This is a genomic window from Leifsonia sp. NPDC058292, assembly GCF_042880955.1.
Lineage (GTDB): Bacteria > Actinomycetota > Actinomycetes > Actinomycetales > Microbacteriaceae > Leifsonia.
This window is the reverse complement of record NZ_JBHVYL010000004.1, coordinates 68,640-92,001: the sequence shown is the minus strand read 5'-3', so window position 1 is coordinate 92,001 and position 23,362 is coordinate 68,640. Positions and strand designations below refer to the sequence as shown.

The 23,362-nt window shown below is 66.4% G+C and carries 24 protein-coding genes; 5 read left to right on the top strand and 19 right to left on the bottom strand.

The window, feature by feature from the left end; all coding sequences use genetic code 11:
• The first annotated feature begins 3 nt into the window (after positions 1-3).
• Both ACFVWR_RS04655 and ACFVWR_RS04650 read left to right on the top strand, forming a co-directional pair.
• Entirely contained in the window at positions 4-1,419 is a 1,416-nt protein-coding gene (locus ACFVWR_RS04655) for an aspartate aminotransferase family protein (RefSeq protein WP_387208495.1), read from the top strand.
• 27 nt (positions 1,420-1,446) lie between these two features.
• Positions 1,447-2,835 carry an NAD(P)/FAD-dependent oxidoreductase gene (locus tag ACFVWR_RS04650; protein WP_387208493.1) on the top strand — a complete coding sequence of 463 codons (1,389 nt, stop codon included), beginning with the start codon at positions 1,447-1,449 and terminating at the stop codon, positions 2,833-2,835.
• A 109-nt stretch (positions 2,836-2,944) separates the two neighbouring features.
• Here the strand turns inward: ACFVWR_RS04650 and ACFVWR_RS04645 are convergent, their stop codons facing one another.
• The 4 genes from ACFVWR_RS04645 to ACFVWR_RS04630 form a co-directional block, all read right to left on the bottom strand.
• The gene (locus ACFVWR_RS04645) at positions 2,945-4,930 is read right to left on the bottom strand and encodes an ABC transporter ATP-binding protein (RefSeq protein ID WP_387208491.1); all 1,986 of its coding nucleotides are present in this window, start codon (positions 4,928-4,930) and stop codon (positions 2,945-2,947) included.
• Positions 4,927-6,660, bottom strand: a complete 1,734-nt coding sequence (locus tag ACFVWR_RS04640; protein WP_387208489.1) for an ABC transporter ATP-binding protein — start codon at positions 6,658-6,660, stop codon at positions 4,927-4,929. The genes ACFVWR_RS04645 and ACFVWR_RS04640 overlap by 4 nt, the downstream gene beginning before the upstream one ends.
• A gap of 8 nt (positions 6,661-6,668) precedes the next feature.
• Entirely contained in the window at positions 6,669-7,334 is a 666-nt protein-coding gene (locus ACFVWR_RS04635; RefSeq protein ID WP_387208487.1) for a TetR/AcrR family transcriptional regulator, read from the bottom strand.
• A gap of 75 nt (positions 7,335-7,409) precedes the next feature.
• On the bottom strand, positions 7,410-8,384 hold the full coding sequence (locus ACFVWR_RS04630) for an aldo/keto reductase (protein ID WP_387208485.1): 975 nt from the start codon (positions 8,382-8,384) through the stop codon (positions 7,410-7,412).
• Positions 8,385-8,523: 139 nt separating this feature from the next.
• Here ACFVWR_RS04630 and ACFVWR_RS04625 point away from each other — a divergent pair, with 139 nt between their 5' ends.
• Complete coding sequence (locus ACFVWR_RS04625; RefSeq protein WP_387208483.1) at positions 8,524-9,021, top strand: methylated-DNA--[protein]-cysteine S-methyltransferase; 498 nt, start codon at positions 8,524-8,526, stop codon at positions 9,019-9,021.
• Positions 9,018-9,608: a DNA-3-methyladenine glycosylase I gene (locus ACFVWR_RS04620; RefSeq protein ID WP_387208481.1), complete on the top strand. Its 591-nt coding sequence runs from the start codon at positions 9,018-9,020 to the stop codon at positions 9,606-9,608. The genes ACFVWR_RS04625 and ACFVWR_RS04620 overlap by 4 nt, the downstream gene beginning before the upstream one ends.
• A 379-nt stretch (positions 9,609-9,987) precedes the next feature.
• Here the strand turns inward: ACFVWR_RS04620 and ACFVWR_RS04615 are convergent, their stop codons facing one another.
• The 13 genes from ACFVWR_RS04615 to ACFVWR_RS04555 all read right to left on the bottom strand — a co-directional run bounded on the left by ACFVWR_RS04615 (position 9,988) and on the right by ACFVWR_RS04555 (position 20,903).
• Entirely contained in the window at positions 9,988-10,791 is an 804-nt protein-coding gene (locus tag ACFVWR_RS04615) for a YaaA family protein (RefSeq protein WP_387208480.1), read from the bottom strand.
• Between the two features lies 1 nt (position 10,792).
• Positions 10,793-11,350 (bottom strand): AAA family ATPase, encoded by a 558-nt coding sequence (locus ACFVWR_RS04610; RefSeq protein ID WP_387208478.1) that lies wholly within the window; start codon positions 11,348-11,350, stop codon positions 10,793-10,795.
• Positions 11,351-11,352: 2 nt separating this feature from the next.
• Entirely contained in the window at positions 11,353-11,613 is a 261-nt protein-coding gene (locus ACFVWR_RS04605) for a F0F1 ATP synthase subunit epsilon (RefSeq protein WP_387208476.1), read from the bottom strand.
• 2 nt (positions 11,614-11,615) lie between these two features.
• Positions 11,616-13,079 (bottom strand): F0F1 ATP synthase subunit beta, encoded by a 1,464-nt coding sequence (gene atpD / locus ACFVWR_RS04600; RefSeq protein ID WP_387208474.1) that lies wholly within the window; start codon positions 13,077-13,079, stop codon positions 11,616-11,618.
• 42 nt (positions 13,080-13,121) lie between these two features.
• The gene (locus ACFVWR_RS04595; RefSeq protein ID WP_387208472.1) at positions 13,122-14,021 is read right to left on the bottom strand and encodes a F0F1 ATP synthase subunit gamma; all 900 of its coding nucleotides are present in this window, start codon (positions 14,019-14,021) and stop codon (positions 13,122-13,124) included.
• Positions 14,022-14,057: 36 nt separating this feature from the next.
• The gene (gene atpA, locus ACFVWR_RS04590; protein WP_387208470.1) at positions 14,058-15,695 is read right to left on the bottom strand and encodes a F0F1 ATP synthase subunit alpha; all 1,638 of its coding nucleotides are present in this window, start codon (positions 15,693-15,695) and stop codon (positions 14,058-14,060) included.
• A 67-nt stretch (positions 15,696-15,762) separates the two neighbouring features.
• Positions 15,763-16,560 carry a F0F1 ATP synthase subunit delta gene (locus tag ACFVWR_RS04585; protein WP_387208468.1) on the bottom strand — a complete coding sequence of 266 codons (798 nt, stop codon included), beginning with the start codon at positions 16,558-16,560 and terminating at the stop codon, positions 15,763-15,765.
• Entirely contained in the window at positions 16,560-17,117 is a 558-nt protein-coding gene (locus ACFVWR_RS04580) for a F0F1 ATP synthase subunit B (protein WP_387208602.1), read from the bottom strand. The genes ACFVWR_RS04585 and ACFVWR_RS04580 overlap by 1 nt, the downstream gene beginning before the upstream one ends.
• A 34-nt stretch (positions 17,118-17,151) precedes the next feature.
• On the bottom strand, positions 17,152-17,376 hold the full coding sequence (gene atpE, locus ACFVWR_RS04575) for an ATP synthase F0 subunit C (protein WP_055892042.1): 225 nt from the start codon (positions 17,374-17,376) through the stop codon (positions 17,152-17,154).
• A 51-nt stretch (positions 17,377-17,427) separates the two neighbouring features.
• Positions 17,428-18,225, bottom strand: coding sequence for a F0F1 ATP synthase subunit A (atpB, locus tag ACFVWR_RS04570; protein ID WP_387208465.1), 798 nt, complete (start codon positions 18,223-18,225; stop codon positions 17,428-17,430).
• Positions 18,226-18,400: 175 nt separating this feature from the next.
• Positions 18,401-18,904 carry a hypothetical protein gene (locus ACFVWR_RS04565; RefSeq protein ID WP_387208463.1) on the bottom strand — a complete coding sequence of 168 codons (504 nt, stop codon included), beginning with the start codon at positions 18,902-18,904 and terminating at the stop codon, positions 18,401-18,403.
• Positions 18,901-20,157, bottom strand: a complete 1,257-nt coding sequence (locus tag ACFVWR_RS04560; protein WP_387208461.1) for an MraY family glycosyltransferase — start codon at positions 20,155-20,157, stop codon at positions 18,901-18,903. Before ACFVWR_RS04560 ends, ACFVWR_RS04565 begins: the two co-directional genes overlap by 4 nt.
• A complete protein-coding gene (locus tag ACFVWR_RS04555; protein WP_387208459.1) occupies positions 20,154-20,903 on the bottom strand; it encodes an L-threonylcarbamoyladenylate synthase in 750 nt (249 codons plus the stop codon). The genes ACFVWR_RS04560 and ACFVWR_RS04555 overlap by 4 nt, the downstream gene beginning before the upstream one ends.
• A 62-nt stretch (positions 20,904-20,965) precedes the next feature.
• On the opposite strand from ACFVWR_RS04555, the gene ACFVWR_RS04550 reads away from it, so the two are divergent.
• Complete coding sequence (locus ACFVWR_RS04550) at positions 20,966-21,598, top strand: HAD-IA family hydrolase (protein ID WP_387208457.1); 633 nt, start codon at positions 20,966-20,968, stop codon at positions 21,596-21,598.
• On the opposite strand, the gene ACFVWR_RS04545 is transcribed toward ACFVWR_RS04550, so the two are convergent.
• A complete protein-coding gene (locus ACFVWR_RS04545) occupies positions 21,599-22,420 on the bottom strand; it encodes an ABC transporter permease (RefSeq protein ID WP_387208455.1) in 822 nt (273 codons plus the stop codon). It lies immediately after the preceding gene.
• Positions 22,420-23,304 (bottom strand): ATP-binding cassette domain-containing protein, encoded by an 885-nt coding sequence (locus ACFVWR_RS04540; RefSeq protein ID WP_387208600.1) that lies wholly within the window; start codon positions 23,302-23,304, stop codon positions 22,420-22,422. Before ACFVWR_RS04540 ends, ACFVWR_RS04545 begins: the two co-directional genes overlap by 1 nt.
• Positions 23,305-23,362: the final 58 nt, after the last annotated feature.

Genomic DNA, 23,362 nt, shown 5'->3' with positions numbered 1-23,362 from the left:
AAGATGACCACCACCGAAGAAACGCCCGCCGTTCACTCTTCTGCCGCAGACGCGGTCTTGCAGGCGAAGGCGAGAGACCACCTGTGGATGCACTTCGCCCGTCAGTCGGTGATGGAGGACGGCGCCGGCGTGCCGATCATCACCAAGGGAGAGGGACACCACATCTGGGACTCCCGCGGCCGCAAGTACATCGACGGGCTCTCCGGCCTGTTCGTCGTCGCCGCCGGTCACGGACGCAAACGCCTGGCCGAGGTCGCTGCAAAGCAGGCGGAAGAGCTCGCGTTCTTCCCCATCTGGTCTTACGCGCATCCGAACGCCATCGAGCTCGCCGACCGCCTCGCGCACTACGCGCCAGGCGACCTCAACCGGGTCTTCTTCTCCACGGGCGGCGGCGAAGCGGTCGAAACCGCGTTCAAGCTCGCCAAGTACTACTGGAAGCTGCAGGGCCGGCCCACCAAGCACAAGGTGATCTCGCGGGCCGTCGCCTACCACGGCACCCCGCAGGGCGCGCTTGCGATCACCGGCATCCCCGCCATGAAAGAGATGTTCGAGCCGCTGACGCCGGGCGGCTTCCGGGTTCCGAACACCAACTTCTATCGTGCCGCCGAGATGGGCGGCCCGACCGACGACCTGGAGCAGTTCGGCGTGTGGGCAGCGAACCGCATCGAGGAGATGATCCAGTTCGAAGGGCCGGAGACCGTCGCTGCCGTCTTCCTGGAGCCGGTGCAGAACTCGGGCGGATGCTTCCCGCCGCCCCCCGGATACTTCCAGCGCGTGCGCGAGATCTGCGACAAGTACGACGTTCTGCTCGTCAGCGACGAGGTCATCTGCGCGTTCGGGCGCATCGGACACATGTTCGCGTGCGACGAGTACGGCTACGTTCCCGACATGATCACCTGCGCCAAAGCGATGACATCGGGATACTCCCCCATCGGCGCCACCATCATCAGCGACAAGATCTACGAGCCCTTCAAGCACGGCAACACGTCGTTCTACCACGGGTACACGTTCGGCGGTCACCCGGTCTCCGCAGCGGTCGCGATGGCGAACCTCGACATCTTCGAGGAGGAGAAGCTCAACGAGCGCGTGCGCGAGAACTCGCCGCTGTTCCGGGCCGAGCTCGAGAAACTGCTCGCGCTGCCCATCGTGGGCGACGTGCGCGGTGACGGGTACTTCTTCGGCATCGAGCTGGTCAAAGACAAGGCCACCAAGGAGACCTTCAACGACGACGAGTCCGAGCGCCTCCTGCGCGGATTCCTGTCGAAGGCCCTCTTCGAAGCCGGCCTCTACTGCCGGGCCGACGACAGAGGCGACCCCGTCGTGCAGCTCGCGCCGCCGCTCACGGTGGGGCCCGACGAGTTCGTCGAGATCCGTCAGATCCTCGAATCGGTGCTCACCGAGGCCTCCAACCACCTCTGACCGCTCCGGCGAACCGGCGGGAGCGCAATGGGATACGAGCGGGTGGGCTTCTGGTTCGACTCGATCGCCGAGGCCGAGAACGGTTTCACGCGCCGGGCGGCACTCGACGACGACATCAGCGTCGACGTGGCGATCGTCGGCGGCGGCCTGACCGGACTCTGGACGGCGTACTACCTGCAGGAGGCCGACCCGTCGCTTCGTATCGCGGTACTGGAGAAGGAGATCGCCGGGTTCGGCGCCTCCGGCCGCAACGGCGGCTGGTGCTCCGCCCTGTTTCCGCTCTCGGCGACGACGCTGGAAGCCCGCTACGGTCTCGAGGCGGCCGTCGCTCAGCGCCGGGCGATGGTCGACACGGTCGAGGAGGTCGGTCGGGCCACCGAAGCCGAAGGGATCGACTGCAACTACGTGCGCGGCGGAACCGTGACGTTCGCCCGGTCACGCGTGCAGCTCGCCGGCGCGCGCGCCGAGTTCGCGGAATCGGAACGGTACGGCGTCGATCGGGTCTCCCTCCTGGGCACGGAGACGGTTCAGGCCCGCTTCGGGGTGCCGGATGCGGTCGCCGCGATGTTCACACCGGCCTGCGCGCGCGTGCACCCCGGCAAGCTCGTGCGCGGCCTCGCCCGCGCCGTCGAGCGGCGGGGTGCGACGATCTACGAGGGCGCCGACGTGCTCTCCTGGGCTCAAGGCACCGTGTCTGTCGTCTCCGGCGGAATCCCCCGCACGGTTCGGGCCGGCACGGTCGTGAACGCGACGGAAGGCTACGGATCGGCGCTGCCGCAGGTGGGGCGGCGCATCCTGCCGCTCTACTCCCTGATGATCGCGACCGAACCGCTCTCCGACGAGACCTGGGAACGCATCGGCATCGAGCACGGGCAGACGTTCGCCGACTTCCGCCACCTGATCGTCTACGGTCAGCGCACCGCGGACAACCGGTTCGCGTTCGGCGGCCGCGGTGCGTTGTATCACCCCGGCAGCGCCATCCGCCCGGCCTACGACAGGGTCGACCGGGTGCGAGACCATCTCCGGCGCGCCCTGATCGACCTGTTTCCGGACGCGGCGAACGCGCGGATCACCCACCACTGGGGCGGCCCCCTCGGCGTGCCGCGGGATTGGCACGCCAGTGTCGGCCTCGACACCGAGCGCCGGGAGGCCTGGGCCGGCGGCTACGTCGGCGACGGACTCTCGACCACGAACCTGGCCGGCCGAACCCTCGCCGATCTCTTGACCGGGCGGCGAACGTCGCTCACGCGCCTGCCCTGGGTCGGGCACCGCTCCCCCCGCTGGGAGCCCGAGCCCTTCCGATTTGCCGGAGCGAACGCCGGTCTTCTCGGCATGCAGCTCGCCGACGCCGAGGAGCGGCTCACCGGCCGTCCCTCCCTCGCCGCCCGGCTCCTCGCCCCGCTCACCGGACACTGAGGCGGCGATCCCTCCCACCTGGCGCCGGATGCGTCGAGGGGCGAGTTCTTGTGACCCGCGCACCCGCGCAGCCCACAAGAACTCGCCCCTCGGGCGCCGTCAGGCCCGGTCAGGCCTCGTCTGAGGAGACCGGCGCCGCGAACTGCGCGTTGTACAGGGCGTAGTACGCGCCGCCGGCGGCGAGCAGTTCGGTGTGCGTGCCCTGTTCGACGATGCGGCCCGCCTCCATCACGAGAATGAGGTCGGCATCCCGGATGGTCGACAACCGGTGCGCGATCACGAAACTCGTGCGGTCGCTGCGGAGCGCCGCCATCGCCTTCTGCACGAGCACCTCCGTGCGTGTGTCGACCGAGCTGGTCGCCTCATCGAGGATGAGCACGCTCGGACGGGCCAGAAAGGCCCGCGCGATCGTCAGCAGCTGCTTCTCTCCCGCCGAGACGTTGCCGCCTTCGTCGTCGAGCACCGTGTCGTAGCCGTCGGGCAGCGAGTGCACGAAGCGGTCGACGTACGTGGCGCGCGCCGCATCCAGGATCTCCTCCTCGGTCGCATCCGGCCGCCCGTAGGCGATGTTGTCGCGGATGGTGCCGTTGAACAGCCAGGTGTCTTGCAGCACCATGCCCATCCGGCTGCGCAGATCACGCCGCGTCATGGAGGCGATGTCGACCCCGTCGAGCGTGATGCGCCCCGAGTCGAGCTCGTAGAAACGCATCATGAGGTTGACGAGCGTTGTCTTGCCCGCGCCGGTCGGTCCGACGATCGCGACCGTCTGCCCCGGTTCCGCGACGAGCGAGAGGTCGTCGATGAGCGGCTTGTCCTCCACGTACCGGAACGAGACGTCCTCGAACGCGAGGCGTCCCTTTGTGCCCTGCGGGCTCGCGGGCTCTGCCGGATCGGGCGTCTGCTCGTCCGCGTCGAGCAGCTCGAACACGCGCTCGGCCGAAGCGACACCCGACTGCAGCAGGTTGGCCATCGACCCCAGCTGGGTGAGCGGCTGAGTGAACTGGCGCGAGTACTGGATGAACGCCGTCACGTCGCCGAGCTGCATCGCACCGCTCGCGACCTGGAGGCCGCCGACGACCGCGATCACGACGTACATCAGGTTTCCGACGAACATCATGGCCGGCATGATGATGCCGGAGATGAACTGCGCGCCGAAGCTAGCCTCGTACATCTCCTCGTTCTTCTGCCGGAACTTCGCCTCGACCTCGCGGTGCCGCCCGAACACCTTCACGAGGGAGTGACCGGTGAAGGCCTCCTCGATCTGGGCGTTCAGCTCGCCGGTGTTCTTCCACTGGGCGACGAACAGCTTCTGGGAGCGTTTCGCGATCACCGTCGTGATGAGCAGGGTGAGCGGGATGGTCACCAGAGCGATCACGGCGAGCAGCGGCGACACGACGAACATCATCACCACGACGCCGATCACCGTCAGCAGCGAGGTGAGCAGCTGGCTCATGGTCTGCTGCAGCGTCTGCGAGATGTTGTCGATGTCGTTGGTGACCCGGCTCAGCAGCTCACCGCGCTGCATCCCGTCGAAGTACTTGAGCGGGAGTCGGTTGACCTTCTCCTCCACCTCCTCGCGCAGGCGGTAGACGGTGCGCTGGGTGATGCCGTTCAGCACGTACGACTGCAGGTAGCTGAACAGCGACGAGAGGATGTACAGGGCCAGCACCCACATCAGCACCATGCCGACGGCGGTGAAGTCGATGCCGGCGCCGGGCGTGAACGTCGTGCCGCCGACGAGGTCGGCGAGCTGTCCTTGATGAGCGGCGCGCAGGCTGTCGATCACCTGCTGCTGCGTCATCCCCTTCGGGAATTGCAGCGAGATCGCGCCGGCGAACACGAGGTTGATCGCGTTGCCGAGCAGCCTTGGGCCGAGCACGGCGAACACGACGCTCACCACGGCGAGCAGCGTGACGAAGGCGATGCCCCACGCCTCGGGTCGCAGCCTCGACGCGAGCCGCTTGGCCGACGGGCCGAAGTTCATCGACTTCTCGACGGGCCCTTGCATCCCGCCGAACGGTCCGCCGCCGCCGGGCCCCCGGCGAGGAGTCGGGCGAGCCGGCGCGACTTCGGTGGTCTCGGTGTCGTCGCTCATGCTGCTTCCTCCGCTGTCAGCTGCGATGAGACGATCTCCGCGTACGTCTCGTTCGTCTGCAAAAGTTCGTCGTGGGTGCCTCGTCCGACGACCCTGCCGTCGTCGAGCACGATGATCTGGTCGGCGTCGACGATCGTCGAGACGCGCTGCGCGACGATGATCATCGTGGCGTCCGCGACATCGCGGGCGAGCGCGGCCCTGAGCCGGGCGTCGGTGGCGGTGTCGAGTGCTGAGAACGAGTCGTCGAACACGTAGATCTCGGGGCGTTTCACCAGGGCCCGCGCGATCGCGAGCCGCTGGCGCTGACCTCCGGAGACGTTGGTGCCGCCTTGGGCGATCGGCGCATCCAGTTTCTCGGACATCGCTTCCACGAAGTCTTTCGCTTGCGCCACCTCGAGGGCGTGCCACAGCTCTTCGTCCGTCGCGGCGGGCTTGCCGTACCGCAGGTTGCTGGCGACCGTGCCGGAGAACAGGTACGGCTTCTGCGGAATGAGGCCGATGCGCGACCACAGGAGGTCGGGATCGAGCTCTGCCACGTCGACGCCGTCGACCAGTACGAGTCCGCTCGTGGCGTCGAACAGGCGCGGGATGAGGTTGATCAGCGTGGTCTTGCCGGCGCCCGTGCTGCCGATGATCGCCGTGGTCTCCCCCGCTCTCGCGGAGAACGTCACGTCGCTCAGCACCGGCTGCTCGGCTCCGGGATACGAGAATCCGACGTCGAGGAGCTCCAGGGTGCCGTGTGCCTCCAGCGTCACGACCGGGTTCTCGGCCGCGCGCACCGAGGAGTCGGTGTCGAGAACCTCGGAGATGCGGTCGGCGCAGACCGCGGCTCGCGGCACCAGAACGGCCATGAAGGTGGCCATCATGACGGCCATGAGGATCTGCATCAGATACTGGAGGAAGGCGGTCAGCGTTCCGATCTGCAGCGAGCCGTCCTGGATGCGGAAAGCACCGAACCAGATCACCGCGACACTCGACACGTTCAGCACCAGCATCACGATCGGGAACATCAGGGCGAACAACCGGCCCGCCTTGAGAGCGGTGTCGGTCACATCCGCGTTCGCCTCCTTGAACCGGTCGGCCTCGATGTCCTCCCGCACGAAGGCTCGCACGACGCGGATGCCCGTGAGCTGTTCGCGCAGCACGCGGTTCACGCGGTCGATGCGCTCCTGCATCTTGCGGAACAGCGGCACCATCCGCGTGATGATGAGGCTCACCGCGATCAGCAGGATCGGCACGCTCACCGCGATCAGCCAGGAGAGCTCGATGTCCTGCTGCATCGCGAGGATGATGCCGCCGACGGCCAGGATGGGGGCGGAGACCAGGAGCGTGCACGTCATCAGCACGAGCATCTGCACCTGCTGAACGTCGTTCGTGTTGCGGGTGATCAGCGACGGAGCGCCGAACCGCGTCACCTCGCGCTCCGAGAAGTCGCCCACCTTCACGAAGATCGCTGTGCGGAGGTCCCGCCCGACCCGCATGGCGGCCTTGGCGCCGAAGTACACGGCGGTGATCGAGCAGGCGACCTGCACGAGCGTCACGGCGAGCATCCCTGCGCCCACCATGACGATGTAGCCGGTGTCGCCCTTCGCGATGCCGTTGTCCGTGATGTCGGCGTTCAACTTCGGCAACCAGAGGGACAGCAACGACTGGGCGAGCTGGAAGACGACGACGCCCACCAGCAGCCGCCAGTGCGGCCGGAGGAACCGGCCGAGCAATTTCATTAACATGGGGCCTCCTAGGATGCCGGGGTCGGTGTTGCCGACGATGCGGCGGCCGGCGTGACCGTCGCGGTGTCTGTGGGGGTGTCTCTCTCCGGGGTCACAACGTCGTACTCGCCGACGATGCCGACGAGCACGATGCGCGTGAGCTCGTCGATCCCGAATTCGACCCCGTCGTTGAGCGCGGGAAAAGCCGAGGAGAAGCTGATCAGGCGCAGGATGTGAGCCACCCTCTCCGGCGGCCAGTTCAATTCGTGGAGCTCCGGCGCGAGAATCTGCGAGATGATCTCGACGAAGTGGTGCCGCACCTGCGGAACGGGAGGACGCTCGGCGCCGATCGTCGCCATGATGCGCATGACGCTGTGAAAGCGCTCGCGCAACAGATACAGGATCGCGCGCACCTTGTGCTCGAGCGGCAGTGACGGGTCGATCGCGCGGAGCGCGTTCCTCAGCGGCTCGGGGTCGAGGTATTTCTCGATCGCCGCCTGCACGAGCGTCTCCTTGTCACCGAAGGCGCGGAAGATCGTTCCCTCCGCGATCCCGGCCGCCTCGGCGATCTGCTTCGACGTGACGCCGCGCCCGTACTCCAGGAGCAGCGGGATGACGGCGTCGATGATCATCGCCTGGCGGTCTTCCACTGCCAGGGGGCGGGCGCGGGCGCGCTCGGCGTTCTCATTCTGCACACCGAGAAACTTACTCGGAGTGAGTGCTCACTCACAAGCCGAGCGCGTTCGCCCCGGGCGAACCTGTACACACTCTCAGCGAGCGGTCTCCGAGAACAAGCTCGAGATCTCCGCGACCTCCTCGGCCGTGGGGCGCCAGGCCGTCGCCGCCTCGGCGTTCTGCACGATCTGCTCCGGCCTCGTCGCTCCCGCGATCACGCTCGTGAGCCCGGGCTGTGCGAGCAGCCACGCGAACGTCGCCTGCAGCATCGTGACGCCGCGCTCGTCGCAGAACGCCCGATACCGCTCGATCGCATCCCAGGGCGCGTCGTCGAGAAGGTGCTTGCGGATCATCATGATGCGGCTGTCCGCCGGTCCCCCGTCGCGCGAGAACTTACCGGTGAAGAGGCCGTTGTAGAGCGGGAAGAACGGCAGAAAGCCGAGCCCGTAGCGGTTGACCGCGGGCAGCACCTCCTTTTCGGCGTCGCGCACGATCAGGCTGTACTCGTTCTGCGCGGAGATGAACTTCGGATGCCCGTGCAGCTGCGCGGTGAACTCGGCCTCTGCGATCTCCCATCCCGCGAGGTTCGAGTGCCCGATGTATCGCACCTTGCCCTCGGTGATCAGGTCATCGAGCGTCGCGAGCGTCTCCTCGATCGGGGTCGACGGATCCGGCCGGTGGAGTTGGTAGAGGTCGATCCAGTCGGTGCGGAGCCGGCGCAGGGACGACTCGACGGCGAGCCGGATGTAGCGCCGCGATCCGCGCACGCCCCAGTCGGGGCCGTTGAGGCCGCCCATGTCCATGCCGAACTTGGTCGCGAGCACGATCTTGTCGCGCTTGCCGGTCAACGCGTTGCCCATGAGTGTCTCCGACAAGCCGCGCTCGGCGCCGTAGATGTCTGCCGTGTCGAAGAACGTGACCCCCGCATCGATGGCCGCGTCGATCACCGCGTTCGTTCCCTCCTGCGTCTCCGTCGCCGTGCCGGTTCGCCCGAAGTTGTTGCACCCGAGCCCGATCGTCGAGACGATGAGCCCCGAGGGCCCGAGGGTGCGGTAGTCGATGTCAGCCATGCTCCGATTCTATTTTCCCGTCGTCGATCCATCGCTGCGAATACCCTCCGGCCTCCTCCACAGGATGCGGTTTCGGCGCCGTATCCCCCATGTCCGATTTCCGCGAGTCACCGTCGGTGGCACCACCTAGAGTCGAACCATGAGCACCTCCTTCGCCTATCTCACACGCACGAGCAGCCCGATCGGTCGCATCGAAATCACCAGCGACGGTCAGTCGATCACCTCACTCTCCATCGAGCGCGGCGGTCACCTTCCTCTCGAAGAGCATCCCGAGCGAAGCACCGCGGTGCTCGACCGGGCGGTGCAGCAACTGAGCGAGTACTTCGCGGGCGAACGCAAAGACTTCGACCTGCCCGTGTCCTTCGCGGGCACCGAGTTCCAGCGTTCCGTCTGGCAGCGGCTGGCCGACATCGAGTACGGCCAGTTCATCTCCTACGGAGAGCTGGGAATGGAGATCGGCCGGCCCGGTTCGGGGCGCGCGATCGGCGGCGCTGTCGGCGCGAACCCCATCCCGATCATCATCGGCTGCCACCGCGTGCTCGCGTCGAACGGCAAGATCACCGGCTACAGCGGCGGCGAGGGCGTGCCGACCAAGCTGTGGCTGCTGTCCCACGAGGGGATCATGCTGGCCGCATGAGCGACGCAGTCATCACGGGAGAAGACGGAATCGCCCGCTGCTCGTGGTCGGCGAACGACCCGGAGTATCGGCGCTATCACGACGAGGAATGGGGTCGCGAGCAACGCGACCCAGGCAAACTCTACGAGAAGCTCTGCCTGGAGGGGTTCCAGGCAGGTCTCTCCTGGATCACGATCCTGCGCCGCCGGCCGGCGTTTCGCGAGGTGTTCCACGACTTCGACGCAGAGGCGGTCGCGGCGATGGACGAATCGGATGTGGAGCGGCTTCTGCAAGACGCCCGCATCATCCGGCACCGCGGCAAGATCGAGGCGACTATCTCGAACGCCCGCGCCGTTCTAGCACTCGACGGTTCGCTCACCGACCTGATGTGGAGCTTCGCACCCCCGTCGCGAGTCCTTCCGCGCCCCACCTCGTGGGGCGAGATCCCGGCTGTCACGGTGGAATCGACGGCGATGAGCAAAGAGCTTCGCAAGCGAGGCTTCCGGTTCGTCGGACCGACGACGATGTACGCGCTCATGCAGTCGACGGGCATGGTCGACGACCATTTCGTCGGGTGCTTCCGCGCGGCCGAGAACCCGACCCCCTGAAACGAAAGGGGTCGGGCCGACGACGGCACTCGATATTCGCACTCAGACTCTCGCTCGTGAGATCACCTCCGCACGTGCCCGACCGCAGGCGGAAATGTGATCGCACGAATCCAAGCGCTCAAGGTCGGTGTGAGGGGATTCACACCGGGTTACCGTGACGTCGGCCCGACAGATCGGCGGGGAAGGGCGCTCCTGACGAATCGGGAACTCCAACCCACCTCGGCTGCTTGCTCCTCCTCTTGCTCGTATTGCCCGATACGAAGCTGTGATTGTGAGCTTCACCTAAGTGTGAGCATATCTCAGTTTCGTCGGATTCACCACTGAATCCTGTCGGCGATTTGCGCGACTGCGTTGCCCGAACCGACCAGACGGCGAACCGTCAGCGAAGAACCGCTCTGAGGTTTCCCGCGCTCCCCACGACCTCGGGAACGATGAGGTTCAGCTCACGTCCGTCGAGTGCACAACTGAGGTCGTAGCCTTCCTCACGAGCCCACGCGAGCAACTCCCCTGTGCCGGAGAAATCCGTCCCCGCTTCCACCAGGGCGCGGGTGAACAGCCCCTTGGCCTGCTTGTTGAAGTGGTTGAGCGCTCGCACTGTACCGCTCTCGTCACGCGCGAGTACACGCACGTAATGCACGTGGTCGCGGAGCGGAGCCGGCCCCAGGGCGGCATACCCCTCGGAGCGGAGATCGAGGATGAGCCCCTCGCGCTGCTCCAGCGTTTCGGCCACCGCAGGGGCCCACCGCTTCTTGAGTGTGGCCACGCCTTTCTCGACCGAGAGACGGGAATCGAACGACAGGCGGTATGCGGGAATCGAATCCCCCGCCGCGACCAATCCGAGCAGCGCCGAGTGCACTGCGACGGTCTCGTGCGCGAAGGCACGCTGCTCGGCGGTGAGTCCGGGAGCATCCAACGCGTCGTACAGCACGCCCGTGTAACGCTCGAGCGCCGGCATCGTGGGCGACGTGGGGATAGCCCGGTTGCGATCCACCTCGGCAGCCTGCTTCGGCCCGAGTTTGAGCGCGGCGATGCTCGCCTCTCGGTTACGCGACAGCTTCGCCACCGCACGCAGAACGTCACGGCGTACCCGGCCCAGACCAGGGAAGCCGAGCGTGTCGATGGCGAGCGGATCCCCCGCCCCTCCATCTCGCTTGGTTTCGGAGGGCGGAAGAAGGATGAGCACCCTAGCCCTCCAGAAAGGCCAGAGCGATCTCGACGTTCTCGCCGAGAGGGGCCACCGTGTCGATGGTCACCCTCGGCATCGCCGCGCAAGCGCCGCGCCACTCCGAATAGTCTTCGATGCTCTGCTCCACGGCGTAGGCGCTGAGCACGGGGCTCCTCTTGGCAAGCCGGGACTGGTGCAGAGCGTCGTCGGAGCAGACGACCTCGATGACGCGCAACTTCACATCCGTCCGCTCAGCGAGGTCGCGCCACTGCAGGCGCGCGGGCTCGACGGCGTTCACGGCGTCGACGACGACCGAATGGCCGGACAGGAGAACCTGTTCGGCCATGGTCTCGGCGACCAGATATGCGGCGAGCCCGGTGGGTTGATCGGAGTCGATCCCCGCCTTCAGGATCGACGCCTCGATCGGGTCCACCGACACCGTGGTCGCACCCAGTCTCGCGGCGATGATCTCGGCCAGCGTGGACTTGCCCGAACCGGGAAGCCCCGCCATGGCGATCAGCACGGGAACGCGTACGTCTCCGAACTGACGATCGATCGGCTCAACCGTCTCGGCCACGGTCAGACCAGCTCGGCCTGACCGGCCACGATCGTGACGGTGTTGTTCTCCACGGAGAGGAAGCCGTCGTCGGCCTGCGCCTTGATCGACTCGCCACCGTTCAGAGTGACGCGCACCTCGCCCGAGGCGAGAATGGCCAGCAGCGGTTCGTGGCCGGGGAGGATACCGATCTCACCCTCGACCGTCTTCGCGACGACCATGCTCGCCTCCCCCGACCACACTTCGTGGTCGGCGGCGACGACGCTGACATTGAGGACAGCCATTATCAGCCGTTCTCCTTCTGGATCTGAGCCCACTTCTCTTCGACGTCCGAGATCGAACCGACGTTGAAGAACGCCTGCTCGGCCACGTGGTCGTACTCACCCTTGGCGATCGCGTCGAACGACTCGATGGTGTCCTTCAGCGGCACGGTCGAACCCTCGACGCCCGTGAACTTCTTCGCCATGTAGGTGTTCTGCGAGAGGAACTGCTGGATGCGGCGCGCACGCGACACCGTGATCTTGTCTTCCTCGGAGAGCTCGTCGACACCGAGGATGGCGATGATCTCCTGCAGTTCCTTGTTCTTCTGGAGGATCTGCTTGACGGTGGTGGCCACGCGGTAGTGGTCCTCGCCCAAGTAGCGGGGGTCGAGGATGCGGCTGGTCGACGTCAGCGGATCGACGGCCGGGTACAGACCCTTCGACGCGATCTCACGCGACAGCTCCGTGGTGGCGTCGAGGTGGGCGAACGTGGTCGCCGGCGCCGGGTCGGTGTAGTCGTCGGCGGGAACGTAGATCGCCTGCAGCGAGGTGATCGAGTGTCCGCGGGTCGAGGTGATGCGCTCCTGCAGAACGCCCATCTCGTCGGCGAGGTTCGGCTGGTAACCCACAGCGGAGGGCATACGGCCGAGAAGGGTCGACACCTCGGAGCCGGCCTGGGTGAAGCGGAAGATGTTGTCGATGAAGAGCAGCACATCCTGCTTCTGCACATCGCGGAAGTACTCCGCCATGGTCAGGGCCGACAGCGCGACGCGAAGACGCGTTCCCGGCGGCTCGTCCATCTGGCCGAACACGAGGGCGGTCTTGTCGAAGACTCCCGCCTCCTCCATCTCGGCGATGAGGTCGTTGCCCTCACGGGTGCGCTCGCCGACACCGGCGAACACCGACACACCACCGTGGTCCTGCGCGACGCGCTGGATCATCTCCTGGATGAGGACGGTCTTGCCGACGCCCGCACCACCGAAGAGGCCGATCTTTCCACCCTGCACATACGGGGTGAGCAGGTCGATGACCTTGATGCCGGTCTCGAAGAGCTGCGTCTTCGACTCGAGCTGGTCGAACTTCGGGGGTTCGCGGTGGATGCCCCAGCGCTCGGTGATCTCGATCTTCTCGCCGGGCTCGCCGTTCAGGATGTCACCTGTGACGTTGAACACCTTGCCCTTGGTCACGTCGCCGACGGGAACCGTGATGGGGCCGCCGGTGTCGCGCACCTCGCCGCCGCGGACGAGACCGTCCGTCGGCTTCAGCGCGATGGCGCGCACGAGGTCGTCTCCGAGGTGCTGTGCGACCTCGAGCGTGATCTCGGTCGACGTCTCGCCGATCGTGATCGTGGTCTTCAGTGCGTTGTAGATGCCCGGGATCGAGTCGTGCGGGAACTCGATGTCGACGACCGGGCCGGTGACGCGGGCGATACGCCCCACGCCGGCAGGCTGCGCGGTCGAAGCCTGGGCTTCGGCGGTTGCGGTAGTCATTGTGTCTTCTCTTCTCGTTCTACGTAAACGTGTGTCGTCGGCTCAGTCGGCGGTCGCCAGTGCGTCCGCACCGCCGACGATCTCGGAAATCTGCTGGGTGATCTCGGACTGGCGAGCGTTGTTCGCCAGGCGGGTGTAGTCGGTGATGAGTTTGTCGGCGTTGTCGCTCGCCGCCTTCATCGCCTTCTGCGTCGCAGCGTGCTTCGACGCGGCCGACGCGAGCATGGCGTTGAAGATGCGGCTCTCGATGTAGACCGGGAGCAGAGCGTCGAGAACGGTCTCGACATCCGGCTCGAACTCGTACAGCGGCAGGACCTTGTTGTCCTCCGGCTCCTCGACGCCCTCCACGACCTCGAGGGGAAGGAGGCGGATGACCTGGGGCTCCTGCACCAGCATGCTGACGAAGCGGTTGTAGATCACGTGGATCTCGTCGACGCCGCCGTCCGAGGCGTCCCGGAGGAACGACTCGAGAATGGCGTCGCCGATCTCCTTGGCCTGCTCGAACTCCGGTGCGTCCGTTCCACCCGTCCACACCCGCTCGAACGCGCGGCGGCGGAAGCTGAAGTATCCGCTCGCCTTGCGCCCGATGAGGAAGTAGACGACATCCTTGCCCTGGCTGCGGAGCAGCTCGGCGAGACGCTCCGACTCCTTCAGAACGTTCGAGTTGAACGCGCCGGCCAGACCACGGTCGGACGAGAAGATGACGATCGCTGCGCGCTCGATCTTCTCCGGCTCCGTGGTCAGAACGTGCTCGACGTTCGAATACGTCGCAACCGCCGAGACCGCGCGCGTGATCGCGCGGGCGTACGGGGTGGATGCGGCGACTCGCGCCTGCGCCTTCTGGATGCGTGAGGCGGAGATCAGCTCCATGGCCCGAGTGATCTTCTTGGTCGTCTGGGCAGATCTGATCTTCTGCCGGTAGACCCGAAGTTGCGCTCCCATGTGTCTCCTACGTACCTATCTGCTCGTGCGTCGCGCTCAGCGCTTCGCCTTGACGATCTGCTCCTGGTTGACGTCTTCCTGGGCGATCGCTTCGAACTCTTCGCGGCCGACCGAGGCGAGCGGCTTGCCCTCGCCGGTCTGGAACTCGAGCTTGAACTTGTCGACCTCGGCCCCCAGCTTCTCGACGGTTTCGTCGGAGAGCTGGTTGGTCTCGCGCAGAACGTCGAGAACGTCGGAGTTGCGGCGCAGGTGATCCAGCAGCTCGGACTCGAAACGGAGGATGTCCTCCACCGGAACCTCGTCGAGCTTGCCGTTGGTGCCGGCCCAGATCGAGACGACCTGCTCCTCCACCGGGAACGGGGAGTACTGCGGCTGCTTGAGCAGCTCGGTGAGGCGTGCGCCTCGGGCGAGCTGACGGCGGCTGGCCTGGTCGAGGTCGGAGGCGAACATCGCGAACGCCTCGAGCGAGCGGTACTGGGCGAGCTCGAGCTTGAGCGTTCCCGAGACCTTCTTGATCGACTTGACCTGCGCGTCGCCACCGACTCGCGAGACCGAGATGCCCACGTCGACCGCAGGACGCTGGTTGGCGTTGAAGAGGTCGGACTGGAGGAAGATCTGGCCGTCGGTGATCGAGATCACGTTGGTCGGGATGTAGGCCGAGACGTCGTTCGCCTTGGTCTCGATGATCGGGAGACCGGTCATCGAGCCGGCGCCGAGCTCGTCGGAGAGCTTCGCGCAACGCTCCAGCAGACGGGAGTGCAGGTAGAAGACGTCACCGGGGTACGCCTCGCGTCCCGGCGGACGACGCAGGAGGAGCGAGACGGCGCGGTAGGCCTCTGCCTGCTTCGACAGGTCGTCGAAGATGATGAGCACGTGCTTGCCGCCGTACATCCAGTGCTGGCCGATGGCCGAGCCGGTGTACGGAGCCAGGTACTTGAAACCCGCAGGGTCTGAGGCGGGTGCGGCGACGATGGTCGTGTACTCCATCGCTCCGGCGTCTTCGAGCGCGCCCTTCACCGAGGCGATGGTCGAGCCCTTCTGGCCGATCGCGACGTAGATGCAGCGGACCTGCTTGTTCTCGTCGCCCGACTCCCAGTTGGCCTTCTGGTTGATGATCGTGTCGATCGCGATGGCGGTCTTACCGGTCTGGCGGTCGCCGATGATCAGCTGGCGCTGGCCGCGGCCGACGGGGATCATGGCGTCGATCGCCTTGATGCCGGTCTGCAGGGGCTCGTGCACCGACTTGCGCTGCATGACGCCGGGCGCCTGGAGCTCGAGCTCGCGGCGCCCCTCCGAGGCGATCTCGCCGAGGCCGTCGATCGGGTTGCCGAGCGGGTCGACGACGCGACCGAGGTAGCCGTCGCCGACGGGCACCGACAGGACCTCGCCCGTGCGGGTCACCTCCATGCCTTCGACGATCCCGTCGAACTCACCGAGGATGACGACGCCGATCTCGTTCTCGTCGAGGTTCTGGGCCAGGCCCGCGACCCCGTTCGAGAAACGGATGAGCTCGTTCGCCATCACGCCGGGGAGGCCCTCGACGTGCGCGATGCCGTCGGCCGCGTCGATGACATGGCCGATCTCGGTCGTGTCAGTCGCGGACGGCTCGTAGTTGGAGACGAAGTCCTTCAGCGCATCCCGAATCTCATCGGGGCTGATCGTTAGTTCTGCCATCGTTGTTCCCTATCTGTGCGGGACTTGGATGTCCCTCAATGCCTGTGTGCGGCAGAAGACCTCGCGGTCAGCCTGCCAACTGGAGTCGTAGTTCGTTGATGCGCGACGCGATACTGCCGTCGATCACGTCGTCGCCGATCTGCACCCGCACGCCTCCGAGGAGGGAGCGGTCGACGATCTCGTTGAGCTTCAGCTGCTTGCCGTACTTTCCGGCGAGGGTGGCCTGCAACCGCTCCAGCTGGGCCGCGGGGAGCGGGTGGGCGGTGTAGACCGTCGCGACGGTGAGGTCGGACTGCGCGGCGACGACTCGCGTCGCCTCGCGCAGGGCCTCGCGGATGCCACGGCCTCGCGGCTGAACGACGAGCTGGCGAACGATCGCGGCGGTCTGCGCCGACGCGCGGCCGTTCAGCAGGCGGTCGACGAGCGCGCCCTTGGCCGCCGGGTCGGCGAGCTTGCTGCGCAGTGCGAGCTCGAGCTGAGCGTCGGAGGTCACGGCACCTCCGAACGCGAACAGTTCTGCCGCGATGTCGACGCCCTTCGGCGCGGACTGCGCGATGGCGCGGATGCCCAGTTCTTCGATGGCTGCGAGCACGTCTTTCTGGCCCGACCAGCGCTGGCCGGCGACCACGGACAGCAGCTCGGTCGCCGGAGCGGAGAGCTGACGGCCGAACACCTGCTTGGCGAGTGCGGCCTTGCCCTGGGGGTCGGCGGACGCGTCGCTGATGACGGCACGGAGCTGAGCTGAGTCGGCGAGCACCTTGGACGCTGCGAACAGGTCTTCAGCCGTCGCCAGATCGGCCTTGGTCCCCTGCGCGGAAAGAGCCGCGACGGACCGGGCCAATGCTTCTCTGGTGGCGCTACCCATTACTTGCTCGACCCTGCCTTCTCACTGGCCTCGAGGTCGGCCAGGAACCGGTCGACGATCGCCTGCGACTTCTTGTCGTCGTTCAGCGCCTCGCCCACCACACCGGATGCGAGGTCGATCGCGAGCGATCCGACCTCACCGCGCAGCGACACGAGTGCCGCCTGGCGTTCTGCTTCGATCTGCGCCTGAGCCTGCGCGGTGACGCGGGCCGCCTCGCTGGTCGCGGTGTCTTTGGCTTCTGCGACGATCTTCTGACCGTCGGTGCGAGCCTGCTCGCGGATCTTCGCCGCCTCGCTGCGCGCGTCGGCGAGCTGAGCGGTGTATTCCTCGAGCAGCGCCTCCGCCTTGTGCTGTGCCTCGTCGGCCTTGGCGATGTTGCCTTCGATCGCCTCTGCGCGCTCATCCAGCAGCTTCTTCATGCGGGGAAGCACGAGCTTCCAGAAGAAGAACAGGATGATGAGGAAGCAGATCAGCGATCCGACGATGTCGTACCACTCGGGGACGAGCGGATTGCGCTGCTCGGCCTCGGCTGCGGCGATAACCACACCCTTGAGCATCATTCCTCCTTACTGAGAAAGATAAAGAGGACCGTCAGGAGGTGAAGATGAAGTAGGTCGCGATGCCGATGAACGCGAGCGCCTCGGTGAAGGCGATACCGATGTACATCAGAACCTGGAGACGACCGGCGAGCTCGGGCTGGCGAGCGACGCCCTCGATGGTCTTGCCGACGACGATACCCACGCCGATGGCGGGGCCGATGGCGGCGAGGCCGTATCCAACGGTGGCAATGTTGCCGGAGATAGCAGCGATGTCCACGTTATGTGTTTCCTTCCGTGATGGCGGTTCGAGCGGGTGCGCGAACCGTTATTAGTGTTCCTCGGCGACTGCGAGCTGAATGTAGACAGCCGTGAGCAGTGCGAAGACGTAGGCCTGGAGAAGTGCGACCAGGATTTCGAACAGGGTGAACGCGAGGCCGAACGCCATCGTGCCCACTCCGAAGAGCGACCACCAGCTTCCTGCCGTGAAGAAGAAGAACGCCGTCGCGCTGAAGAACAGCACCAGCAGCAGGTGGCCGACGACCATGTTCATGAGGAGTCGGAGCGTCAGCGTGATGGGACGCAGGATGAAGGTCGAGATGAACTCGATCGGCGTCACGATGATGTAAAGGCCTTTCGGCACTCCGGGCGGGAACAGCGCGTTCTTGAAGAAGTTGCCCGGGCTCTTCTTGATGCCCGCGTAGATGAACGCGATGTAGGCGACGACCGCCAGCACCAGGGGAACGCCGATCACCGACGTTCCGGCGATGTTCAAACCCGGGATGATGCCCGTGAGGTTCATGAACAGCACCATGAAGAAGATGGTGGTGATGAGCGGAAGGAAGCGCTGGCCGTCCTTCTTGCCGAGGAGGTCTTCCGCGATGTTCACTCGAGCGAAGTCGAGCCCCATCTCCACGATCGACTGGAATCGACCGGGGACGATCTTCATCTTGCGGGTGCCGAGCCAGAAGATCAGAACGATGGCCAGCACCGCGATGAAGCGGATGACCATGATCCGGTTGACCTGGAAGTCACCGATGGAAAAAATGACGGGTGGGAAGAACTCATCGATCGACGGACCGTGGAAGCTGCCATCATCGGAGCTTGCGGTCTGGACCAGCAGGTTCACAGCGTTAGCTAACAGCGCTATCTCCTGTTTCGGGGCGTCGAGCGTAAGCTCTCGCGACGACGAACATGTGGACACCCTGCACGATCGCACCGAATACATTCATTCGGGCGAGTGCGGGGTGGGGGAACTTCCTCAACTCTACAAGAGTTTTCGCAGGGTAACGAATCGGATACGCTCAGTGCTTCTCGCCCGGGAGTGTCACGTCGCTGACGTATGGCACGCGCGAGCGGAAGACGACGATCACATCGACGACGAGCGACCCGATGACGCCGGCGACGAGACTGAGGAAGAGCACGGTGGGGTTGATCCACGGCTGGTCCCTCAGCACCAGGGCGAGCACGATGAACAGCACGAACTTGAGCAGCCAGCCGCCCAGCACGATGCCGAAGAAGAGCCCGACGAACAGGTCGCTCCCCGCGAAACGGTTGGCGAGAAGGATGCTCGCGGCCGTGATCGCCAGGAACACGAACGCCATCACCGTGCCGAGCAGCGCGCTCGTGACACCGATCCAGCCGGCGAACACCCCTCCGAGCACCGCGCCGAGGATCGCGATCGCCACGGCGAGGATGACACCGTACTTCAGCGCATCCTTCAGCACGGGCGTCGAGGTGGGCTGAGCGGGCTTGCCGGATGCGGCGGGCCGGCCGGCGGCGGGGGTTCCGCCTTCGTGGTCGGTCATGGTGTCTCCTTGGTGAGGGGCTCGGCGAGGGGGCGCGGCGGGTCGCCGGCGCGCTCCTCGCTCGCGATGTCGAGGTTGTCGTAGTGCGCCGTCGCGTCGGCTTCGTCGCTGCCCGCGGGGGCGAGCTCCGCCGCCGCCTCGTTGGCCTTGCGCCGACTGAGCGGCGCCAGCGTGAACGCGGTGCAGACGACGAGACCGATGGCGACGAACACGATGGCCATCCAGTACGGGTCGAAGAAGAACAGCAGGCAGCCGATCGACAGCACGGCCGTCCAGGCGTAGAAGATGAGCACGGCGTGCAGGTGGCTGTGGCCCATGTCGAGCAGGCGGTGATGCAGGTGCTTGCGGTCGGCGCTGAACGGCGACTTGCCCGCGCGCAGCCGCCGGATCACCGCGAGCCCGAAGTCGAGCAGGGGAACGATGAGAACGGCGAACGGCAGGATGATCGGGATGAACGCCGGCACGAGCGACGACCGGCCGAGAGTCGACAGCGTCTCCGGGTTGATCGTGCCGGTCACGGAGATGGCGGACGTCGCCATGAGGAGCCCGATCAGCAACGCTCCGGCGTCGCCCATGAACATCTTCGCCGGGTGCCAGTTGAGCGGCAGGAAACCGGCACATGCGCCGACCAGGATGGCCGCGATCACGCCGGCGAGGCTGAAGTAGTTCTGCGGGCTGATCTCGCGCTGCAGCAGGTAGGTGTAGACGAGGAAGGTGCCGTTCGCGATCAGGGCGACCCCCGCGACGAGGCCGTCGAGGCCGTCGATGAAGTTGATCGCGTTCATGACGAGCACGATGGCGAAGAGCGTGATCACGATGCTCATCACGGGCGAGCCGACGGTGAGACCGCCGATCGGCAACGAGTAGATCTGCACGCCCAGCCAGGCGACGAGACCCGCGGCCACGAACTGGCCGGCGAGCTTCGTCATCCAGTCCAGATCCCAGATGTCGTCGGCGACGCCGATGACGACGATGAGGAGGGAAGCGCCCAGAATGGCGAGGATGGGCCCGGAGTCGGAGAAGATCAGCGTCAGAACGCCGAATTGGCCCGACAGCAGCCAGCCGACGCCGAACGCCACGAGGATGCCCAGGAACATGGCGATTCCGCCGAGACGCGGCGTGGGCCGGGTGTGCACATCCCGCTCGCGGATCTTCGGGTACAGCCGGTACTTGAGGCTCAGCTTGTAGACGACGAGCGACATCCCGAACGTGGTGACGGCCGAGATGAGAGCGAGTGCGAGGAGGAGGGTCACGTCTGCTTGTCCGTGAGGGTCTCGGCGTCGTCCTCGACGTCGGCGGCACCAGCGGAGGGTTCTTCGGAGACCAGGAGATCCCCGACGACCGCGCGGATGCGCTCCTCGGAGATCACGCCGTGGCGCAGAATGCGCAACCCGCCCGTGCCTGCAGCCAGGGCGGTCGCGTCCACGATCGTGGACGACGAGTCTTTGCCGTCGACCCTCTCGTAGGCGGCACCGGCTTCTCCGCCGTCGAGATACACCGCGACCGAGTCGCCGAGCATCGCCTCGGCCTCTGCGGCGGTTCGAGCGGCCGGCCGGCCGGTGAGGTTCGCGGACGAGACCGCGAGAGGGCCGGTCTCCGAGAGGAGTTCGAGCGCGAGGGTGTCGTCGGGCATCCGGAGTGCGACCGTTCCGCGGGTCTCCCCCAGGTCCCAGACCAGCGACGGCTGGGCGGGGAGCACGACGGTGAGTCCGCCGGGCCAGAACTCGCGCACCAGGTCGGTGACGGCTGGCGGCACCTCTTCGGCGAGGGCGGCGAGCGTCGGGATGCCGGGGATGAGCACGGGCGGCGGCGACTGGCGGCCGCGGCCCTTCGCATCCAGCAGGCGCTGCACAGCTTCGGCGTTGAACGCGTCGGCGGCGACCCCGTAGACGGTGTCTGTGCGGATGACCACGAGTTCTCCGCGGCCGATCGCGGCGCGCGCGAGCCTCATGCCGGTGAGGAGTTCGGAGTCGACCGAGCAGTCGTAGATGGGAGCCATGTCGCAACAATGATAGTTGAGGCATCGGGAGGTTCCCTGCGGACTGGACGATACTTGAGGCAATGGACGTCTACTTCTTCGACTGCGACAAGACCCTGTACGACTACGACTTCCACAAGCGGCTGCCGAAACTCGCCGAGCTGGGAGGCGTCAGCCAGTATCGCCTCGCGGCCAGCTGGTGGGCGGGCGGCCACGAACGCGCCGCCGAGATCGGCGAGTACTCAACGAGCGAGGAGTACTTCGAGGTGTTCGCCGAGGTGACCGGTGCCCACCTCACCCTCGAGCAGTGGCAGGTGGCGAGGAAGGCCGCCATGACGCCCATCCCGGGATCCATCGCGGCGCTCGAAGAGGCGGCGACACTGGGCACCGTCTCGCTGCTGTCGAACAACCCCATCCCGTTCAAGGACTCGCTCCCCGTGCTCACGCCCGAGATCGTGGACACCCTGCGGGAGAACGACCTCGTCTCCGCCGTGCTTGGTGCACGCAAGCCCGAGCGCCGCATCTACACCCGCGCCCTCGGACGGTTCGGTGTGGAGCCCGCCGACGCCATCCTGTTCGACGACTCCCTCTCCAACGTCGAAGGGGCTCGTGCGCTCGGAATGCACGCCTTCCACTTCACCAAGAACGAAGACGCGTCGTTCGACACGGCCGGTCTCGTCGACGCCATCCACGCGTTCGCGGACCGCGACCGCTGATCAGCGCCGCCCGGCCTTGCGTCGGAACAGGATCGACGTCCACACCGCCGAGCCGGCGACGATGAGCAGGCACCAGCCCACAGCCCACCAGGCATGATCGCCGATGTCGGTGTTGAAGAGGAGTCCGCGGATGGTCTCGATCACCGGGGTGATCGGCTGGTTGTCCGCGACCCACTGCAGCCAGCCCGGCATCGTGTCCGTCGGCACGAACGCGCTCGACAGGTAGGGCAGGAACAGCAGGGCGAAGCCGTAGCCGCTCGCCGCGGCGGAACTGCGGGCGGCCAGGCCGAGCCCTGCGAAGAGCCACGTGATCGCCAGGATGAAGAGGGCGATCATCCCGATGGCGCCGATCCACTGCAGTGCGTCACCGGTGGGCCTGAAGCCGACGAGCAGGGCGACACCGATCACCACGGCGGTGGCGAACAGGTTGCGCAGGAGGCTGGCGACGACGTGACCGGTGATCACGCCGCTGCTGCGGAGCGGCATCGTGCGAAAGCGGTCGACGATGCCGTTCGTCATGTCGTCGGCCACGTCGACGGCCGTGCTGGAGGAGCCGAACCCCGCGCAGAGCAGGATGATGCCGGGCACAACGTAGTCCACGTAGTCGCCGCCGGCATCGATCGCGCCGCCGAACACGTAGGTGAAGAGGAGCATCAGCATGATCGGCAGCACGATCGCCATGATCAGCGCTTCAGTGTTGCGGAGCGTGTGACGGATGCTGCGGCCGATGAACACGGCCGTGCTCGTCAGCGCCGAGACGGAACGATCGGCGGGCGGGGCGACGACGGCCGCGACGCGGCCGGGGATCAGGGCGGTAGACATCAGCGGGTGACCTCCAGGTTCTGTGCGGTGAGAGCGAGGAACACGTCGTCCATGCTCGGCTTGCGGATGCTCACGCTGCCGCCGGAGACCCCGGTCGCGTCGAGCAGGTCGATGGCTTCGCGCAACCCGTGCACGCTGCCGTCGGTGGGGAGTTCGCGCACGATCTCGTCGTTCGCGTCGCGCAGCTCGACGACCTCGCCGCCGACCCGCGCCTTGAGCTCGGCGGCGGTGCCCTCCGCGACGACCACACCGCCGTCGATGACCGCGATGCGGTCAGCGAGCTGGTCGGCCTCCTCCAGATACTGCGTCGTGAGGAAGACGGTGATGCCTTGCGCCGCCAGCTCGAGGATCATGCCCCACAGCGCCTGACGGCTGCGGGTGTCGAGACCGGTCGTCGGCTCGTCGAGGAAGATCACCGGAGGGGTGGCGACGAGACTGATCGCAAGGTCGAGGCGCCGCCGCATGCCGCCCGAGAAGGTCTTGACCTTCTTGCGGGATGCGTCGGCAAGGCCGAACTGATCGAGCAGCTCGCTCGCCCGGCGCTTCGAGGCGCGGGCCGAGTAGCCGGAGAGCCGCGCCATCATGCGGAGGTTCTCCTCGGCGGTGAGCACCTCGTCGACCGCGGCCGATTGACCGGTGAGGCTGATGGCGCGTTTGACGCCGTCGCGGTCGGCGACCACGTCGCAGCCCGCGACGGCCGCCGTGCCCGCGTCGGGAGCGACGAGGGTGGACAGGATGTTGATGAGGGTGGTCTTGCCCGCCCCGTTCGGTCCCAACAGCGCGAACACGGTTCCGGCCTGCACGCACAGGTCGATCCCGTCGAGCACCTGCTGGTCGCCGAACGATTTGCGGAGGCCCACGACCTCGATGGCTGTCGCCATGATTGGTTTCCTTCCGATCGGTGAATGGGGGTGTCAGTGATCTGAGTATGGCGCAAACTGT

What these genes read in the sequence shown, in the direction of transcription:
- ACFVWR_RS04650 (WP_387208493.1), top strand. Translation starts at nt 1,447, where the DNA reads ATGGGATACGAGCGGGTGGGCTTCTGGTTCGACTCGATCGCCGAGGCC.
- ACFVWR_RS04605 (WP_387208476.1), bottom strand. Translation starts at nt 11,613, where the DNA reads ATGGCTGTCCTCAATGTCAGCGTCGTCGCCGCCGACCACGAAGTGTGG.
- ACFVWR_RS04595 (WP_387208472.1), bottom strand. Translation starts at nt 14,021, where the DNA reads ATGGGAGCGCAACTTCGGGTCTACCGGCAGAAGATCAGATCTGCCCAG.
- ACFVWR_RS04655 (WP_387208495.1), top strand. Translation starts at nt 4, where the DNA reads ATGACCACCACCGAAGAAACGCCCGCCGTTCACTCTTCTGCCGCAGAC.
- atpD (WP_387208474.1), bottom strand. Translation starts at nt 13,079, where the DNA reads ATGACTACCGCAACCGCCGAAGCCCAGGCTTCGACCGCGCAGCCTGCC.
- ACFVWR_RS04585 (WP_387208468.1), bottom strand. Translation starts at nt 16,560, where the DNA reads ATGGGTAGCGCCACCAGAGAAGCATTGGCCCGGTCCGTCGCGGCTCTT.
- ACFVWR_RS04555 (WP_387208459.1), bottom strand. Translation starts at nt 20,903, where the DNA reads ATGGCTCCCATCTACGACTGCTCGGTCGACTCCGAACTCCTCACCGGC.
- ACFVWR_RS04550 (WP_387208457.1), top strand. Translation starts at nt 20,966, where the DNA reads ATGGACGTCTACTTCTTCGACTGCGACAAGACCCTGTACGACTACGAC.
- ACFVWR_RS04565 (WP_387208463.1), bottom strand. Translation starts at nt 18,904, where the DNA reads ATGACCGACCACGAAGGCGGAACCCCCGCCGCCGGCCGGCCCGCCGCA.
- atpA (WP_387208470.1), bottom strand. Translation starts at nt 15,695, where the DNA reads ATGGCAGAACTAACGATCAGCCCCGATGAGATTCGGGATGCGCTGAAG.
- ACFVWR_RS04625 (WP_387208483.1), top strand. Translation starts at nt 8,524, where the DNA reads ATGAGCACCTCCTTCGCCTATCTCACACGCACGAGCAGCCCGATCGGT.
- ACFVWR_RS04645 (WP_387208491.1), bottom strand. Translation starts at nt 4,930, where the DNA reads ATGAGCGACGACACCGAGACCACCGAAGTCGCGCCGGCTCGCCCGACT.
- ACFVWR_RS04620 (WP_387208481.1), top strand. Translation starts at nt 9,018, where the DNA reads ATGAGCGACGCAGTCATCACGGGAGAAGACGGAATCGCCCGCTGCTCG.
- ACFVWR_RS04580 (WP_387208602.1), bottom strand. Translation starts at nt 17,117, where the DNA reads ATGCTCAAGGGTGTGGTTATCGCCGCAGCCGAGGCCGAGCAGCGCAAT.
- ACFVWR_RS04545 (WP_387208455.1), bottom strand. Translation starts at nt 22,420, where the DNA reads ATGTCTACCGCCCTGATCCCCGGCCGCGTCGCGGCCGTCGTCGCCCCG.
- ACFVWR_RS04630 (WP_387208485.1), bottom strand. Translation starts at nt 8,384, where the DNA reads ATGGCTGACATCGACTACCGCACCCTCGGGCCCTCGGGGCTCATCGTC.
- ACFVWR_RS04640 (WP_387208489.1), bottom strand. Translation starts at nt 6,660, where the DNA reads ATGTTAATGAAATTGCTCGGCCGGTTCCTCCGGCCGCACTGGCGGCTG.